General features: G+C 42.7%; 11 protein-coding genes and 2 pseudogenes. All 13 read right to left on the reverse strand.

Translation table 11 applies throughout. The annotated features are described in order from the left end of the window. Positions 1-131 precede the first annotated feature (131 nt). Complete coding sequence (locus F9817_RS07735) at positions 132-389, reverse strand: hypothetical protein (RefSeq protein WP_161154391.1); 258 nt, start codon at positions 387-389, stop codon at positions 132-134. Positions 390-451: 62 nt separating this feature from the next. Next, complete coding sequence (locus F9817_RS23990; protein ID WP_345789716.1) at positions 452-655, reverse strand: transposase; 204 nt, start codon at positions 653-655, stop codon at positions 452-454. Between the two features lie 353 nt (positions 656-1,008). Next, a complete protein-coding gene (locus F9817_RS07745) occupies positions 1,009-1,323 on the reverse strand; it encodes a hypothetical protein (RefSeq protein ID WP_161154392.1) in 315 nt (104 codons plus the stop codon). Then, positions 1,323-5,114 (reverse strand): RHS repeat-associated core domain-containing protein, encoded by a 3,792-nt coding sequence (locus F9817_RS07750; protein WP_161154393.1) that lies wholly within the window; start codon positions 5,112-5,114, stop codon positions 1,323-1,325. Before F9817_RS07750 ends, F9817_RS07745 begins: the two co-directional genes overlap by 1 nt. A 2-nt stretch (positions 5,115-5,116) precedes the next feature. Further along, complete coding sequence (locus F9817_RS07755) at positions 5,117-6,136, reverse strand: Rhs family protein (RefSeq protein WP_161154394.1); 1,020 nt, start codon at positions 6,134-6,136, stop codon at positions 5,117-5,119. Next, positions 6,133-6,855 (reverse strand): DUF4123 domain-containing protein, encoded by a 723-nt coding sequence (locus tag F9817_RS07760; protein ID WP_161154395.1) that lies wholly within the window; start codon positions 6,853-6,855, stop codon positions 6,133-6,135. Before F9817_RS07760 ends, F9817_RS07755 begins: the two co-directional genes overlap by 4 nt. Then, entirely contained in the window at positions 6,843-8,918 is a 2,076-nt protein-coding gene (locus F9817_RS07765; protein WP_161154396.1) for a type VI secretion system Vgr family protein, read from the reverse strand. Before F9817_RS07765 ends, F9817_RS07760 begins: the two co-directional genes overlap by 13 nt. 241 nt (positions 8,919-9,159) lie before the next feature. After that, entirely contained in the window at positions 9,160-10,455 is a 1,296-nt protein-coding gene (locus F9817_RS07770) for a type VI secretion system ImpA family N-terminal domain-containing protein (RefSeq protein ID WP_161154397.1), read from the reverse strand. Positions 10,456-10,522: 67 nt separating this feature from the next. Further along, positions 10,523-14,065: a type VI secretion system membrane subunit TssM gene (gene tssM, locus F9817_RS07775; RefSeq protein ID WP_161154398.1), complete on the reverse strand. Its 3,543-nt coding sequence runs from the start codon at positions 14,063-14,065 to the stop codon at positions 10,523-10,525. A 16-nt stretch (positions 14,066-14,081) separates the two neighbouring features. Beyond that, positions 14,082-15,488 carry a type VI secretion system protein TssA gene (gene tssA, locus F9817_RS07780; protein WP_161154399.1) on the reverse strand — a complete coding sequence of 469 codons (1,407 nt, stop codon included), beginning with the start codon at positions 15,486-15,488 and terminating at the stop codon, positions 14,082-14,084. An 8-nt stretch (positions 15,489-15,496) separates the two neighbouring features. Next, entirely contained in the window at positions 15,497-16,168 is a 672-nt protein-coding gene (gene vasI / locus F9817_RS07785; protein WP_161154400.1) for a type VI secretion system-associated protein VasI, read from the reverse strand. After that, a pseudogene (locus tag F9817_RS24485) lies at positions 16,165-16,338 on the reverse strand (helix-turn-helix domain-containing protein); the annotation flags it as partial. The pseudogene F9817_RS24485 and the gene vasI, both read right to left, overlap by 4 nt. A gap of 107 nt (positions 16,339-16,445) precedes the next feature. After that, positions 16,446-17,763, reverse strand: a pseudogene (locus F9817_RS07790) (sigma-54 interaction domain-containing protein); the annotation flags it as partial. Between the last annotated feature and the right edge of the window lie 2 nt (positions 17,764-17,765).

The raw sequence follows: 17,765 nt of genomic DNA on the forward strand, positions 1-17,765 counted from the left end.
GCCACATGTGTGTATCACTGATATCGAATGAAAAAACGTTCAAAGGTGGAGTAAAACGCAAAAGGAAGATGGCCGGAATGAGTGAAGCGTATTTAGAGAAGGTTCTCGCAGCCCTTTAATGATGGGCACCTTCATGCTTTTGCCCTGCCTATGATAATAGTATCTTCATTTAATGATGCTAGTTTTAGGTTTAGTAAAATAGAATCAAACCCTTTACTAAGCCAACGTTCTGGGAGTTTAATATTAGGTCTAAATATTGAAAAAATGACACTAACACTATCCCCTTTAAATATTACATGCTCAATAAAAACACTTTCATTTACTTCATAATTACCAAATAAATGAAACCATATTTCATCCGACTTATCAGCAATATCTAACCAGTTCATCTTAATATCCGTTTTTAAAAAGATAGAGATGTCAAAATGTGATCAAGCCTTGCTTTTTGCCACTATTCGACCGATACGAGAATAATGTAATTCAAAGTATTCACCAATTTACTCCTGTGTATAACCACATATCCTACTCGATTGTGCTTACGATTGAATTTCTTGGTATACACACCATTTAGTTGGCGCATCCCTTTACTCAGATTGCCGTCTGGTGTTTCGACTAAAAGATGATAATGGTTGGTCTTTAGGCAGAAGCTGTGAATCCCCCAATTAACCGTTCACAGGTTGAGGCTAACACCTCAAGAAAAACCCCGTAATCCGCCTCATCCAAATAAATCGGCGCTCGGGCATTTCCTCTGGACGTAACGTGATACAAAGCTCCTGAGTACTCAATCCGTAATGGGCGACTTATCTTTTCTTACCGACTACTGTGTATAAGATAAATGAAGTCCTTCACAGCCAGTTAGTCAAAAGGTAAGACTTGCCCCCATTATTCTGCGTCCATATATCCGGACTTGGGAATGAAGTTTTTAACACTTCGGACCCCGATGGAATCCGCACCTATCGGTCTCATCAAGTCTTCGGCTTCGTAATGAGCTATGACCCGTTATTACATTTAATTGCCTAATGCAGGATTGAATATTTTCTGACCTTTACAAGGACATAAATCCTCTATTCTAACTTGGCTTTCGTTCGAAAGATAATCTATAGCTTCTTCTATAGTGGAAAATTTTAGAATTTCTTCTCGTAAATAATTCTCGGAATCCATTTGAGATTCAAGTATTTCATCGATGTACACTTTTATAATCCCTTCATATTTTTGTATCGCGACAGAAGACCAACATAACTCACCACCTTTTTCATAAGAAAAAACTTTTCCGACTTGTTTATTATTTAGCACCCACTCTTTTATTTTTTTTAAATCAACCATTATTTCTTACCTACGATATTAATAAGTACTTTAACACCATCTCTTCTTTTAATATTGATATGAGGATATTTCCCATGATCATTATTTGGAGCATGCCCCTTAACTGTTCCAGTAGATGGGTCAATTGCATAATCTTTATGATATGCTCCGCCTTGTTTAAAACGGTCCATTTTACGTTTTTTCCTTATACCTGCAGGGTCATTATGCCCCACACCATTGACCTTCTGATAATCAGGGAAAGCTTCTTTAAGTAATTTGTCTGCTTCCGATTTTGTCCTTACATTTATAACCGTGTTATTACCACCAGTTCTAAGAGCCTCTGCATTTTTAGATATTTTAGGGCTTGAAACATCACTCTCAGGATTTTCTACCTCATCCACTTTAGGTTCAGGAGCTTGCTCTTCTGATGGGTCCTTACATGGCCCCAGCCCAGTTTCATTATGTAACCCCAACGGATCTACCCATCCCGTGGGGTTAGGCACATACTGGTAGTTATTCAATCCGCCGGCAAGTCCAATGGGGTCGACGGTGATAAAGCGCCCTGCATTGGGATTATAGTATCGATGACGGTTGTAATGTAACCCCGTTTCCGTATCAAAATACTGACCTTGGAAGCGCAATGGGCTGTCTATTTCCGCAACGGTTTTCTTAAAGACGTTACCATAGGCGCGATATTGCACTGACCAAACGGTTTCACCTTGTGTGGTTGTAATATCTAACGGCGTACCGATTTGGTCTAGATGGTAATGATAAACCTCTGCTTCTTTACCTTCGCCTTTGAGTAAAGCGAGCGGGCGGAAGGTGCCCGGTTCATAAACATAGCTTTGATACTGCTCGCTGTTGGTCATTTCGGCGATTAAATTATCGCCTTGCCAGAGAAACTCGGTGGTGGTTTCTAAACCGGTTTTATCCATCACTCGTTTTTCGATACGGCGACCAAATCCGTCATAACGGTAATGCGCTTGGCTGCTATCTGGCATCGTGACTTTAATTAAGCGATGCTGGCAATCGTATTCATAACCCGTCACTAGGCTTTGATTTTTACCACGGCTCTCTTTAACTAAACGACCAAATTCATCGTATTCGTAATGGCTATCACCATGGAGTTTTAGCTGGTTGCCCGGTGCGTGGTCAAATAGCTCGCTGCTTTGCAAGCTTATATGATTAGGTATTAAGTTACCGGTCGCATCGTGAGTGAACTGCTCATCAAGGTTGCCACGTACCGCGGTTAAACGAGACAGTGGATCGTAATCATAAAACGTGTCGCCGCGCTGTTTGTCGGAAATTTGAACAAGGTTACCCAGCCCATCGTATTGGTATTGACGACGTTGCTTTTCACGCCCTTCAAGCATTTGTGATTGATTAACTAGGCGGCCTTGGTCGTCATAATTAAAATGACTTTTGAGCTCACCTTGATTACGCATCATTTCCAAACCATTTTGGAAGATATGTTGCGTTAGTACCTCATCATTCAGATTTATCGCTCTTAACACGCCGCCTTTAGCGCGTTGGTACTCCAACACATTGGCATCAGGCAGTTGCCATTTACTCAGCAGCCCTAGCTCGTCATATTCATAGTATTGAGATGACCACCCCGCGTGAGACTCAACCACGCGATCCATGATGTCATAACGCCACGCTAATGGTGTTTCACCATCATCGACAGAAATTAGATTGCCATTGTTGTCGTATTGATACTCTATTTTTGAGCCGTCTGGCAGAGTCTTAACAAGCAAACGGCCGAGAGAATCTCGCTCAAAGACGGTTTCAAGTTCAGTGCCATTTGTCCCAGTCTCAACTTTACTGAGGAGCTTACCGTTTAGGTCGTAGGTGTACGCTAGACTACGCCCATCAAATGTGGTTTCTTTACTGACTAAACCATTAGGGAAATAATCGATTTGATAGGTTTCATCCCGTTCGTTGGTGATATGGCTAACGAAGTTCTTTGGATTATCGTAACGATAGCTAAGACTCGTTCCGTCTGGATTAATGACTCGACTGACAAGGTGACTATTCTCGCCATACTCATAGGATGTTTTATTACCATGTTCATCTAATACTTCGGTCACTTTGCCATACGCATTGTATGCAAAGTGCTTCGACGTGCCATTCGCTCGTTTTAGATAAATAAGTCGATCGGCTTTATCCCATTGGTATTCGGTCACACCACCAACAGAGGATTGCTCATAAATAACTCGACCAGAAATATCATGGCGATAACGAGTACTCGAACCATCCGGTAACACTTCACCAATCAACATTCCTAAGCGGTTCCAAGAAAGCTTATGCTCACTGCCGTCAGGGTATTTGATAGTGGATAGGTTACCTTGCTCGTTGTATTCGTAATAGGTTGTGTTACCCGCTGGATCTTTCTTCTCGGTTAGGTCGCCCTCAAAGTTGTGGAAATAACGCCAACTCGCGTCACCTCTATGAACTTTAAATATTTTGCCTTGAAGATATTCGAACTCTAGAATGTTGCCATCAGGTGTAATGGTTTGAACTCTAAAACCGGCTTCGTCATAAACATGAGTGGTTTCATTACCAAGCGCATCAATCTCTTTAACGACATTGCCATCTTCATCATATTCTTTAAATGACTCGGCACCATCAGGATCGACTGAACTTAATAGCTGGGCATTTTCATCGTGCTGATAGACAAGCTTACTACCATCCGGGTTAACAACTTCGACACTATTTTCAGCATCGTTCCAGACATATTGAGCATCATCCCCTAGGTTGCTCCAGTGACGAACACACCGAACACTTTTTCCGGTCCCTTCCCAATCCCAAAAAAATTCAACTCCACCAGCCATACGGCGCAATGTGATGACATTATCGTTATCATAATTGTAGTCTTCGCCTTCGTTGGCTTCATTTCTTTCCCCAATTAGATGATATGACTCATTGTAAATATATTGCTGTAGCGTTCTTTCCGTATGCCAAACTTTCCTACCGTCCTCATCCGAAAAAGTTCTAAGTTCAATGGATGTAATAAGGTTATCTTGATAATTGAACCAGAACGCAATACCAACTGGGTTAATAACAGCTTGCGGTTGTTTACTTTTGTTATAACTAATTAATAAACAGTTACCATAGTTATCCGAAATTTTTGTTAGGCGAGCGATATTTCCATCACGTTCAAAATGCAGGAAATCATATTCTGATGAAGAAACAATAAGCTCGTTTGGGGTATCACCAAGAAAAACTGCAGCATCACCTAATAAATTATAAATTGCCGGACGCTCTGTACTCGGTTCTGGCAAGGGTACAGTGACATTTTCACTATTACGCCAATAGACTTTACCATCCTCAAATGTCAGCAAATGCGACAAACTGTGGCTCCAACCATATCCTAATCCATCGAGTAACTCACAAGCCGATGTTCGGTAGGTCCGTTTAAATGTAAAGCCAAGTGCTCCCGGAAGTGAACAGTCCTCTAACGTTAACAATTCCTCGCCAGTCACCATTGATACTGGGCAGCCGTTCTTACATGTATTACTATCTGACTGGGAAGAGTGATTATTGGGATTACTTCCTGATTCGTTTGATTTATCTCTTTTAAAAATTTGCTTAATTCGCGCGCGAATCTTACCTTTCCGTTTTTGAGCGCCAGCTCCTTCTGTCGTGGTGCTATTTACAGACTGCGTGGTATTTTTATGTTGGCTAAAATCACCTTTACCATGAGTCGCTAATTTTTTAAGTGTTTCTAAACTTTTGGTTGCATCTTCTTGGAGTATCTTAACGAGTTTTTTCAGCTTACCAATAATATCTAACGCTTTTGCTTTACTCATTATTATTCTCCTTCCAGTGCTGTTGCGTAAGACCCTACTTCAAGCAATTTATCTATCGCTTTTAAAGCTGCCCCACCTGGAATAACAATCATCATAATCACTTTTACTAATAGAGAAGCTAAGCTTGTGGAAATAAAATTTATAATTTGGCGTGGACTAATTAAATGCAACCAACAATAGACTGCTTTTACACATAAGAAGCACCTAGCTTCATCTTGTAAAAGCATTAACATTTTCGTCGCTTCTTCTTTCGATTTTTTTAATTGCTCTGCGATTGCTTCCGGATTAGCTACGTATTTACTCAATAAATGTGCTAGTTTTGTAGGATGTGATAGGAGATCAAATAAATTAGAGATATCGTCCCAAGCTCTCATTAATTCATTAATAATGTTATGCATGAACTTTTCGACTTCTTCGCCAACATCAACACCGTTAACTAAATAATCTTTCCATTCTTCGCGTAATTCACTATCCCATTCTGATTGCAACCAATTCATCAGGTTTGAAATAGTGGTATCGTAAGAATCCATTAACGATTGTACATCATCCTCCGTCACTGACGTTTCAAATGTAATTTTCAGCTTTTTACCACCGTAAACGGTAGTATCTAATTGGAGCTGAGCACACCCGCTATCATCAATTGTTCCGGTCATCTCAGTACCCGCTATATCGTTGTATCCGTATACTGTGCCTTTTTCGACCGCTACAATCGTAAAATCAGTGTTTCCGATAGGTACAAACGCTTCGGACTCAAAGCAGTGGACTAACGTCAATTTGCCATCTTTAGGGCATGTAATCATACTAGCTTCGATCGCTTTATCATCGAGATCAGCTGATTTTTCATTGCCATTAACAATCACTTTTTGTTCCATATCAAGCGCCCAACCATAAAGCCAGTTACCTGACGCTTCTTTATATTGATCGAGAGATTGCATGAAGTCGGTTTTGATCTCTGCAAACTTGTCATCAAGATATTTTTCAACTTCATCATTTTGTACTGACGTGCTAGCAGCTTCACTCATCGGTAAACCTCTTGGTAAAACGCTTGATATAAATATCGATTTAGGGATATATCAGGATTAGTTTTTTTATAGCGTTTAATTAAATGGGTTGTTTTGGCTTTTACAATTGCTTCAGGGTAGGCGAAATAAAGGTCCGCACACTCTTCTTTAAGCCATTGCAAACTGTTCATAATCAACGTAGATGGATCGTCTTCCGTCAGTGCTTTTACGACACTCTCCGGCACATTCCACCACGGAAATTCTTTTTTATTGATGTCTTTTGGGGTTGGGTTCACCACTGAGCTTGTTGTGGATGCCCAGATAGTCATTGGTCCCATTAATTTGGCGCGTTCTACGTCGTCACAAAGATCTGCCGTTTTAATGCCAAAGCGTGGATCGTAAAAACGAAAGAACACATGTTCAACGTTTGGCATCCACACTTGCGTTAAGCTTTGTAAGTGATTTCTTACCGCGCTGAATTCCAGTTCAGAACCAACAACCATGCCCCAATCTTTGGCGGCATCCTCACTATCAGCCCACGCTAAAAATGGGTGCTCTGGAGTAATAGGTGCTATACGGGGCATCACTTCACGCCAATCAGAGTAAGGGGTTCCTAGCCATAACCCTTGTACATCTTCGCCGCCATGTTCATAGAATGTTTTGAGAATGGGCTCATCACTAGTTGTGTTGAGCACAACAAACCAATTTAGGTCTGCATGTTCTTTAATTACGCTGAGCATGCCCCTTCCTTACATTTTTCACATTCTTCACAGAAAGGTGCTGCCGATTTCATGGTCGCAACCTGAGCAGGGGTCAATATCGCTTTTGGATCGGTAGGTGGCGCATCCACTTTGCCAGGTAACACAGCCGTTGAACCACCATAAGCCGTTGCTGCGCTAGCACTACCGCCGGCGTTTAAGTTCACAACAGAACCTTGGATCGTTACGCCACTCGCATCGACTTTGACAAAGTTACTGCCATTAGTCAGGGTGATTTCTGAACCAGCTTCAACCACTAACTTAGCACCTGAAGAGATTGAAATAGTCTTACCCGCTTGCACTGCCATTAAGGTGCCAATTTTGTATTGATCGGATGAGGCAATATTGGATGTGCCGACTTCTTCACTCATGTTTTTAGTGACTTTAGTGCGGCTCTCTCCCTTGACTGTAAGATGCTTATTTTTACCAATTTTGGTGAAACTATCGTTATCAACGGTGAGATGCTTATCGTTATGAATCACATCGGTATGATCGTTATTTACCTGCGCTTCAAAGTCTTTCTGCGCATGCATATAAATTTTTTCACTGTCGGCCTGATCTTCAAAACTCAGTTCGTTATATCCGTTGATATCACCTTGGTGAGTTTGCGTGCGAATCACCGTTTTGGTTTTATTATCAGGCAAGGTATACGGCGGAATATTGGTTTCGTGATAGGTACGACCTGTAATGATCGGCTGATCAGGATCGCCATTTAAAAACGATACGATCACTTCGTGTCCAATACGAGGAATCGCTACCATACCGTATTGACTACCAGCCCAACCGTGAGAAACACGTACCCAGCAAGAGCTCTGGTCATCCGCGTTCGAGTAACGATCCCATGGGAAATGAATTTTTACGCGTCCATATTTGTCACAAAAAATTTCTTCATCTTCAGGGCCAACTACCATGGCCATCATCGGACCATCAACTTGCGGTTTAGGCTGCGGTTTCGCTTGCCAATTTACTGTTGATGGCACCAATTTAAACTGGTTCGCATAACGCGTTGAACCACTACCGGCTTCTTCTTCAAGCGCCTGTGATTGCTCACCTTGATGGCGAATACGAACCACGAGATAGTCAGTATTCATCGTATCATTGAGATGTTCTGCCAAGGTAAATTGGTAACCGGCACGAAGTTTGGGTTGGTTGCTTTTGCCATCCAACGTCCGCGCATTGCGACGCAAATATTCTAAGCGAATTTGGTTAAAAGCTTGGCCGTTGGTATCGTCTTTGAAACGACCTGGAGAATCAAAGTGCTCATAAATTGCTTGTTGATAATCCATATCCGTACCCTGAGCGCTTTGTGCAAAGGTATTGGTTGGCTTTTTGAAACTGTAGTCTTGCAGAGCAGTACTACTGACTTCCATTTCTGTTTTAGCGATCAAGCTAGATACATAAGGCGTATCAACCACACCACCAGAAATCGAGTTATAAGCGATTTCTCCACCAAGTTTGGGCAAGCTTGCTGTTGAATCCGTAAAGAGAACAGTGTGCTTACCTTCTTCATGAATAAAGCTATATACCAAGCCTTCTTCTGCCGCGAGGCGTTGAAGAAACGCTAAATCGGTCTCGCGGTATTGAACACAAAATTCCCGCTGTGCGCAGGTGCGCTTTACTGAAAAGGCATAATCATCAATGCCCATCTCTTGGAGTAAAACCGAGATAATTTCAGGCACAGTTTTCAATTGGAAAATACGGCTATTTTGACGCAAAGATAAGCGCTCTAAAGCAGGAACGAGCGTGAGAGAATAGAAAGTATAGTTATGGCCAATATCGCCTTGAGTGAAGCTACGCACGACGCCATTAACGCGCTGAACTAATTCACCATTGCGATAAAACGTCAGCTCTGCCGTTTTATCGACTAACTGATCTGGCGTAAAATCTGATTGGCGACTCGCTAGGTTTAAGTAATAACGAAACCCATAGCAAGCCTCACCATGAAATACATCGTCAGAGAGGCTCTCTTGGCCATCAAAACTGCGTACAACAAGCGCGTTTTCCTCTAACCCTTCTACTTCTAATTTAAAACCTAACGTAGCCATCCTGCCAATTCCTTTCTACCCATTCTACGTGGGATTGACCCTGCGATTGAATTTGCAGCGTTTTGTGTTTTTATGATGAATGCCTAATGGACACCGATGCCACAGCCCAACATCCGAACTAACACAAATTGCAGCAAACTCAATGCCAACTAAATATATCTAAGTATCAATGCATTACATTTACAAACTCACAATTAAGGCAACAATCTGCCTAAAATGAGCAAGTTTCTGCTTCACATCGCTATTTATTGCCCGTCTTTTCAAGAGCGGTGATTTGTTTTTGTAATTGGTTATCGAGCTGAGCTATTTGCCAGCTCAAATTATTTAAACGCTTTTTCAGTACGTTAAATTCTTTTTTCGCTTCAACTAAATCGCCTTGCTTAATCAAGGTTTGCACATAGTCTACGCGTCCATAAACCGGGGATAAGCTAACAGCAAAATCTTCCAACGATTTGGCATTACGCTGCAATGCAGACCAGCGCTGTTTCTGAGCTAACAGGGAGATATTCGCCATCTTGGTGCGAATATCGCGAAAACGTTCAATGAAATATTCGGTCTGTTCTAATGCTTTTGTCTGCGCCGCTGAAAACGCTTTATCTACCTGTTGAACCTTTGCTGATTCTGGATATAACGTTCGCAATGTTGTTATTTGGCTAAGAGCATCGAGTTTAGTTTTCTCAACAGATTGCTGCATGTTGTTTGTTGCGGCACCGCTGTAGAGAGCAATAAAATCATCCTCCCAGCGAGCGAGCTGACTTTTCGATACCTGATTTTGATACTGTGAGAGAGCAGCTTCAGTCTGAATAAGAGGGGTCGCGCGATATTGAGCATAGTCATCTTTATGAAACCACGCATAATGTCCATAAGCCCATTGACCAAACGCACATACTGCCAAGCCGATCAAAAACATGACGCCACACCATAACCAGTGACGAGCTTTAGGCACAGAAGGAACCTGCTGAGCTTCTTCTTTGTGCTGACGTTTCATCAACGTGTGGTATTGCGTTTCGATACGATCAATATGCTCAAAAAGGGCAAAACCCACCCCTTCAAAATCGACTAAATGGTCTGGCTGCTGCGCTTCAAGTAATTGATGTAAGCGTTCGCAATGACTTTCTGCACGATAAAGTTCACGTAATGCTTCATAAGTGGGCTTCAGAGATTTCAGTTCTTGAACAACCTTGCCATTGACCCAATCAAGCACTTCTTTGCGCATTTTTGCGGTTTTAGTATCAGGCTCAGAAAGGTTACTCAGACTATAGCTAAGAAGCTCTAACCCATTCGCAAACCCCGCCAGGCCATGGACTTTTAAACTGGCCACCGCGTAATAACCAGTGATCAGAAAATCCATGCCTGGCGCTTTTGCTAAACGTTCACAACATGCAAAGACCTTTTCCCAATCAGTACCGCCAGCTAAAGGGTTGAATCGGCGATTTACCTCATCACGAATAATTTGATAGTTTTCTAATTCCCGAATCGCATTGGAGTCATTGGTTAATTGATAATATTGACCATCCAGGAAAATTGCATTCGACATACGTATTCCGCTCTAATCTGAAAAGAGGAGCGAGTTACCTCGCTCCTTATAATGAAATGTTATTGTTTTAGTACAGTGTTTCGGACAGCTTGAACGATTTGAATAAGCGTTCAGTAAATGGATTTGCATCCGCTTCAGAGTTCAGTCGGTAAATCATATCGCCACCATCAACATGGAATTTGTAATCCACTGATGTAGGGCTAGCAGAAACGACATCACCGTGGTCAAGAAGGCGGAAGAATGCCCATGGACCCTGAATACTGATACTACGTGGAGAGACGTTCGTTTTGGTTGGTACCAACGTCACTTTAGATACCGCTGAATCACGTAGCGTATTAGGCCAAATCAACTCCACATTTTCACGTGGTCCATGACTGTATGACAGATACTGACCATCGACATTCAATACACTGCGACGTTTATTGCCAGTTAAGCGCAACGGCTCAACAGAGAAGCTGACATCCAATACACCTTTACGGTTAAAGAACGCGCGGCGAATACGCTGTGCTTGTTTGATTTCATCCAGCACTTCTTTACGAACGATAGAGTGATCAGCACCGTTGTCACCAACACTTATATTCTCATCAATAAACATCTTCAGCTGATTGTTATAGAAGCTATCTAACGTACCATTTGGCGCGAAGAAAGATTCAAAATCTTCCAAAGAGACATCTTTTGATGAATCTGGATTAAACGGATAACGATTGGCTAGTTTCTCTTCAAACGTTTTATATACATCTTCATGCCAGCGAATTTCTAAGTGTTTAATCGCAGCTTGTTTCACAACATACCAGCTTTCATTTGCCAGCTTAGTCATCATCGCATCTAGTGGTTTTGGTAGCCCCGATGCAATACGTTTCAACGTATAGATAGGATCGGCATTCACCAGTTTGAGACGAGCTTTAGTTGCATCCAGCGCTGCTGTACCAACATCCGGTGCATCTTGAATCGATTTCAGATAATTTTGCAGTTCTTCAATCGATGCGAGAACTTCTTGGAAATAAGCTGGCTTATCCCCCATTGGTTTTAGCATGTCGTTGAGTTCAGAGAACGGAGCTTCAATCATCGATGCGACTTTGTATTTCGATGACTTGATCAATTCTTTCTTCGCATCATCGTCATCCACAGCAGCGTACATCTCGGTATTGGTATCTAAAGTACGCAATAGACGTTGTAGCGGTTCAACGTTGCCAGTGATGTTTTCTAACACAGTGACCGCATCGTTAATGTCTTTGAAGTATTTTACATCAATTTCATTCAATGCATTACGCCAAGTATTATTGTAATCAGATACATATAGCTGGCGAATCCGGCTACGTAGAGCCTTTTTATCGGCTTCGCTGAAGTTAGCCGACTTGGTTTGTCCCAGTACCCAGCTATCAATCAGTGCCAATTCAGAAACCGACTCTGACTGAGGCATAAAGTAATCTTCAAAGCCATGTTTAGTCAGCATTTGTGGAATATATAGGTTACCACTGTTCATAACGCGCTCTTCAAAGACCACATCAAACACTGGGCCAATCAGGCTACGTAAATTGATTGCAGGACCTAATACAGATTGAGCATTCAGTTTTAAGTTACGATAAACACGCTGCTCATTAGGCATTGAGCCAAGTTGGTCTTGCACTTTAGCGATGGTTTGATCGTATGGCTTCATCACTTTATCCGCCATTACATCGCCGTGTTTACGATCTGAAGTCAAATCCGTGTGCAGCATTGCGTAATCTAAGTGTTGCAGTAGTTCGTTTTGAACTTTACTTTCACCAGAAAAATCTTGCTGCCAATGACGAGCAAAGTAATCCATCACATAGTCTTTATAGCGACCACTTTTGTCTGTCATCATGCGGTAAACACGTAGAACAGCGAGTTTTTCCTCATCTGTTTTCGCATTTTTCAGATCAACGATAACATCAGACATCAGCAATGGTAAGAAGCGAGTTTCTAACAAGTTCAGATAGGTTGCTTCAACACGTGGACCAATAGTGTGACCTTGGTAAAGACCAAAATCAGAAATAAAGCGCGGCTTATCACGGAAGAAACCAAATTCCAGTGTCGCTTGGCGAATCTTGTTCAGAGGTTCTAACACTTCACGTTGAGATGCCATTTGTAAATTAGAAGGAAACTCTTTTTTATACTGGTTTACCTTCGCCAATACTGCATCGGCATGTTCGATATTAGCTTCGTAGTAACGCTGCCATGTGCCAATTAATAGAACAGAGGCAATCGAACAGGAAAGGAGTGATAACCCCATGATACGACGTTTTTGACGCGTCACACGAAAGTTATCCGACGCCAAACCGGCTTCTGGATAAATAATCTTGTTAAACAGCTTTTGCGTAAAGTAAACCGTTGAGTTTTTCGCATGCTGTGCACGGTTAACCGCATGAGACAGGCCATAACGACGTGATGCGGCATCATCGAACGCGTTTGTCGGTACGCCTTGCTGATACACAGAAGTAAAGTAAGCCCCACGAACTAATGCTGATGTAGAGAATTGGTCACTGGCTAATGCATCTTCAAAGAACTGCGCCAGAATATCTTTCAGCCCCGCCATTTGACGAGTAAAGCTATAAATCGCGTTACGTTCATCTAAAGGCATCGTTTCCGAGACAGCTTCTGGCAACAATGTGTTAATGCGAGAGACAAACTCAGAATAATCACGAGAAAACTCTTCTAACCAATGATCAAGGTTTTCAATTGAATCGAGCGAGAATGTAAAACCTAAAACATCTTCACGTTCTGCTTTGGAGTAATGCTTGAAGAAAGGTTCAAAACCATACAACAAATCAAGTTTTGTCAGAGCAATATAGACAGGTAAACGGGTTGACAAGGTTTCCATCAGTTCACGCAAACGCGCACGGAGTAAACTTGCATATGCCTTACGCTCCGACGCAGTTGCAGCCGCTAGATGAGATACATCAAGGGTCAACACAATACCATTGAGCGGACGACGACTGCGGTTACGATCGAGCCATTGAACAAAGTGTTGCCATAAACGACGTTCCATTTCACCGTCGTTGTCCATTTCACGGCTGCCTTGAGTCAGTAACTCACCGTCAGGATCGATCAATACGGACTCGTCACCAATCCACCAGTCGAAAGAATAAGGGTTTGCACTTTTCTTACCAGAAGCTCGACGAACTGAAGAGAACACAAAGTTCTGGCCTGAGCGGTTAATCAGGCTTGTTTTACCTGCATTTTCCAACCCCATAACCAGATACCATGGCAACGCATAGAGATAATTGCGTTTGTTCATGTTCTGTTTCATATCAACCATAACTTGGTTGAGTTCTGCTTCCTGGCGCTCCTCATAAACTTTAATCGGATCTTCACGCAACTGTTCTTCACGTTGCTGCTGAACTTGGAATGATCTCAGTTTACGTGCCTGCCAAAGCCCCCAAAGACCAAAACAGCCTAATGTAAATAGCGCACTGGCTACCGCACGAGCTGTTATAGATTCTAATGGCTTAACATCATAAATATTAAGCCATGGGCCTGCCCACCAAATCGCTACATTCAATAGAATGAATGCAGTGAATAGTAAAATAGGAAGCGCAGAAACCATTCCTGGTTTAAGCTTTTTCACTATCCCGACAATAACTTTCCACATGGATTGTGTCCTTCGTTTACTCTGACGTTGTATTTCTTTCTAATTGTTCAATCAGTGACGGTTCCCACTCGGTTACACTCATGGTTGTCACTTGGTTGTGTAATGTTTGATACTGTTCTTTAGCCATAGCATCAAGATGATTTGCCTGCATCAAGTCTGCAGACAAGAGTCGCCAATAAAACTTATCGCGCGGTTCCACTGCACTCACTAAGCCATCGTTTAGCATCGATAAAGCCACCGCAATTCCACCTTCTTTAGCCACATTAAAAGCTTCTTTGCGTTTTTCTTGCCAATCACCGCCGCCACCAGATTGTGTTGCCGCTTGTCCCGGTTTAGAAGCTAGCCACTCCTTTACCTCTTCAGAGACAAACGGCTCCCCACCTTTGAACTTTAAATCGTACAAAGAAGGTAAGCGGGTAAGAAACTGCTCTGTTTCTTCTATGATGGCTTGGCACCACTCTTTTTTTCCTAGGCTTTCGGCAATCTGATAGCTCATCAAATGTCCGTCAAACCAATAGGGTGCCATGGTCAAACTTTGTTCTACTTTGCGCCATAAGGCCAAATCAGGGTGACGCATTTGGTCTTGATAATCTTTAACTCTATCTTGTTGCATACCGCGCAACATGGTTTCGCCATCCGCTTTGTGGTCAGGCAAAGAGGTGATACTCCCCCATACTGCATAACGACGAAGACGCACTGATAACGCAATTCCATATTCTTGTTCTGCAAGAAATTCAGAGACTTTAAGCAAAGTTTGCTTGGCAGCTTTATCACTGGAATTATCGACTGACAATGAAGTCGTTGTTGTCGTTGGACGAGCCTCACTTTCCTGAGCTTGTGCCGGCTTGTCTTGCTCAACTTTTTGTCGTTCTTCAACTCTGCGTAATTCGTTTTGAATCTTCAAAACCACAGATTCTACGACATCGGAAGTTAAGCCATGGGACTCAATATTTTTTTCCCATGTCGCGACCGATTGCAGTAGCGCTTCACGTGCGGTTGAGTCATAGCGATTAAATTCTAATTTTTCGAGAACGAGAGCAAATCGCTGTGCCATTTGGCTAAAAAATTTACGACGCGGTAAATTGCCGCGTTTACCCGGTGCTGGGAAACTGTCTTCCCAGAAGTTTTCCATGAAATCACTCATCACATCAAAAGATGCTTTGAAACGTGATGGTGTCGGATCGTTGTGCAGACACTGTAGTAAATACACCAATAATTTAATGTCTTTACTTTTTTCGCCTAACAATTTGACCGTACTGTGCTCCACCTCTTCCCATTGCACGCTAGCGTGGGAAAGTGAACCCACTTTCATCATTTGGTCTTCAACGAAATCAAACAACGGATCATCAAACAAACGTTCACCCACAGGACTATCACCTGGGATTGGTTGGGTAATCTGACGACGATATTCTGCTAATTCCATATCGTCACCTACCAACCACAACGCTGACGAAGCGCTGATAAATCTTGGGCGATATCTCGTGTATTAAAGTTAAGCCCGTCGGCAAATTTTGCATTAGAACGCAAAACGAGACGAGGCTCTTTAACCATGGATTTCATCATGCGAATTGCCGGTAGCCCCCGTGCTGATGACATCAATACACCGAGATCATCACTACGCCAATACTGCTGATCACCACCAGCTACTGCAACGCGAATGCGGCCATCTTCAACCGGTTGTGGAAGTGCAAGCTCAACTCGGCTTAGGTTATTCATGCAGCTCATCAGTAACACTGGCTTAGCATTTCCTTTGAATTGAGTGTTATCGTTAGTCGCTGTTAAAGCGATCCAAGCGCTGCTGCCACGCCCTTCCCCCTGAGTGACTAAAGCACGATCCTTATCACCATCTTGATGAGCCGCATCCATTGCTCTTTGCCAAGCTTCTGGGAACGCTTCACCATCTTTTTGCGCGACTTGAATCGGTGTTTTAAATACGCGATCAAAGCAGTCTAGCCTCTCTAACCTGCCAGTGATAAGTCGACATTGCTGCGCCTTTTTGACCAATTTCGTATCATTACCAGCCGCCATCGATGGGCTAGAAAACACACAAAATGAAAAGGCAACCCAGCTAAACAGTGAGACAATTCGTCGTTGAGTATTCATTGAGATTTGATCTCCAATTTTTGACACTTGTAAGCTAGGGTTCGTTTGGGAATACCCAGACTCAGCGCTGCTTTGGCACGATCACCGGAGTAACGCTTTAGACGCTCAGTGATGATCTTGGCTTCAAAGTCATTTAATGCCGCTTTAAGGTCACTAATGACTTCGCAGTTCACATCATTAATGTCAGGAGTCGATGTGGTAGGTGCTGCTGCAAACGCAGCAGATGTAACGGCCACTTCCGCCGATTGCGGTTGAGGGGCAATATCTGCCATCGCCATAATACGATGAGCAAAACAGTGTTCCTCAACTTGTGTTCCGTCTTCTGTTTGCGCACAACCAAACTCGATCAAGTGTTTGAGTTCACGAACATTACCAGGGAAATTATGCTGCTTAAGACAATCCACCGCCTTGAAGTGCAAGCCTCTGATATTTTTTCCATTCTGCTCATTAAACAGATCGACAAAATGTTGGCCAAGTACTTCGATATCGTCCAGTCGTGCAGCTAACCGCGGCAACGTAATTGGATATTGGAATAACCGATAATAGAGATCTTGACGAAATTCACGGTTACGTACTTGTTCAATTAAGTTGACATGAGTAGCAGATACCAGACGAAAATCAGACGCTTGTTCTTGTTTCCCCCCTACTGGACGGAAAGTTCGAGATTCAAGAACGCGTAACAGTTTCGCTTGCAATGCAAGCGGCATGTCACCAATTTCATCTAAGAATAGTGTTCCACCATTCGCCTGAGCGATCAGACCTTGTTTGTCACTATCTGCACCAGAAAAAGCGCCTTTACAGTAACCAAACAACTCACTTTCTAACAAATTCTCTGGAATGGCAGCACAGTTAATAGCGACAAATGGTTGATCTTTACGTGATGATAACTGGTGTACTGCTTCAGCAACCAACTCTTTACCAGTGCCGGTTTCTCCCTGAACCATAACTGACAGTTGCGATTGAGCAGCACTCGCAATTTGTTGACGAAGTTTTTGCATCACATCGCTATTGCCAATTAATTTTTGCGACAAATTTTGCGCCAATGACTGTTTAACAGAACAACGTTTAATATCGTTAAGTGATTCCGATAAAGCCCGACGATCATGCTCGTCACGCTCCATGGTCATCAATAACGCACGTTGTTGTAGATAAAGCTCTACAAATTTGACGAACGTTTCATCATCAAACGCGCCAGTCACCACATGGCTTTCACCCACCATTAGTAATATCGACTGCACATGCTGATCACCTAATGGTAATGGCTGTATCAGTACTGAGTCGAACATACCAACATTGGAAACCAATTGAGAAAACGGACGATTGGCTTGCCAAAAAACTAATTCGTCTGCGGTTAAATGCATGGCATTCGCGGATTGAAGTACATGAGCAAACGGGTTATCAAAATCCGTTACTGCCCATGAACACTCTAATGTTGAGTCGTGTGGGACCAACAGACGCCCATCCGAAGTGGGCATCAATAACATGCAAGTTGAGAGTCCGAGTTCTTGCGACACAATATCGACAAAACGTGTCGCAAGCTGATGAGGCTTTCTCAATCCTACAAGGTCGGTCGCGAAAGCTAACCAGTTACTCATGA

The sequence above is a fragment of the Vibrio eleionomae genome, from assembly GCF_009874545.1.
GTDB lineage: Bacteria > Pseudomonadota > Gammaproteobacteria > Enterobacterales > Vibrionaceae > Vibrio > Vibrio nitrifigilis.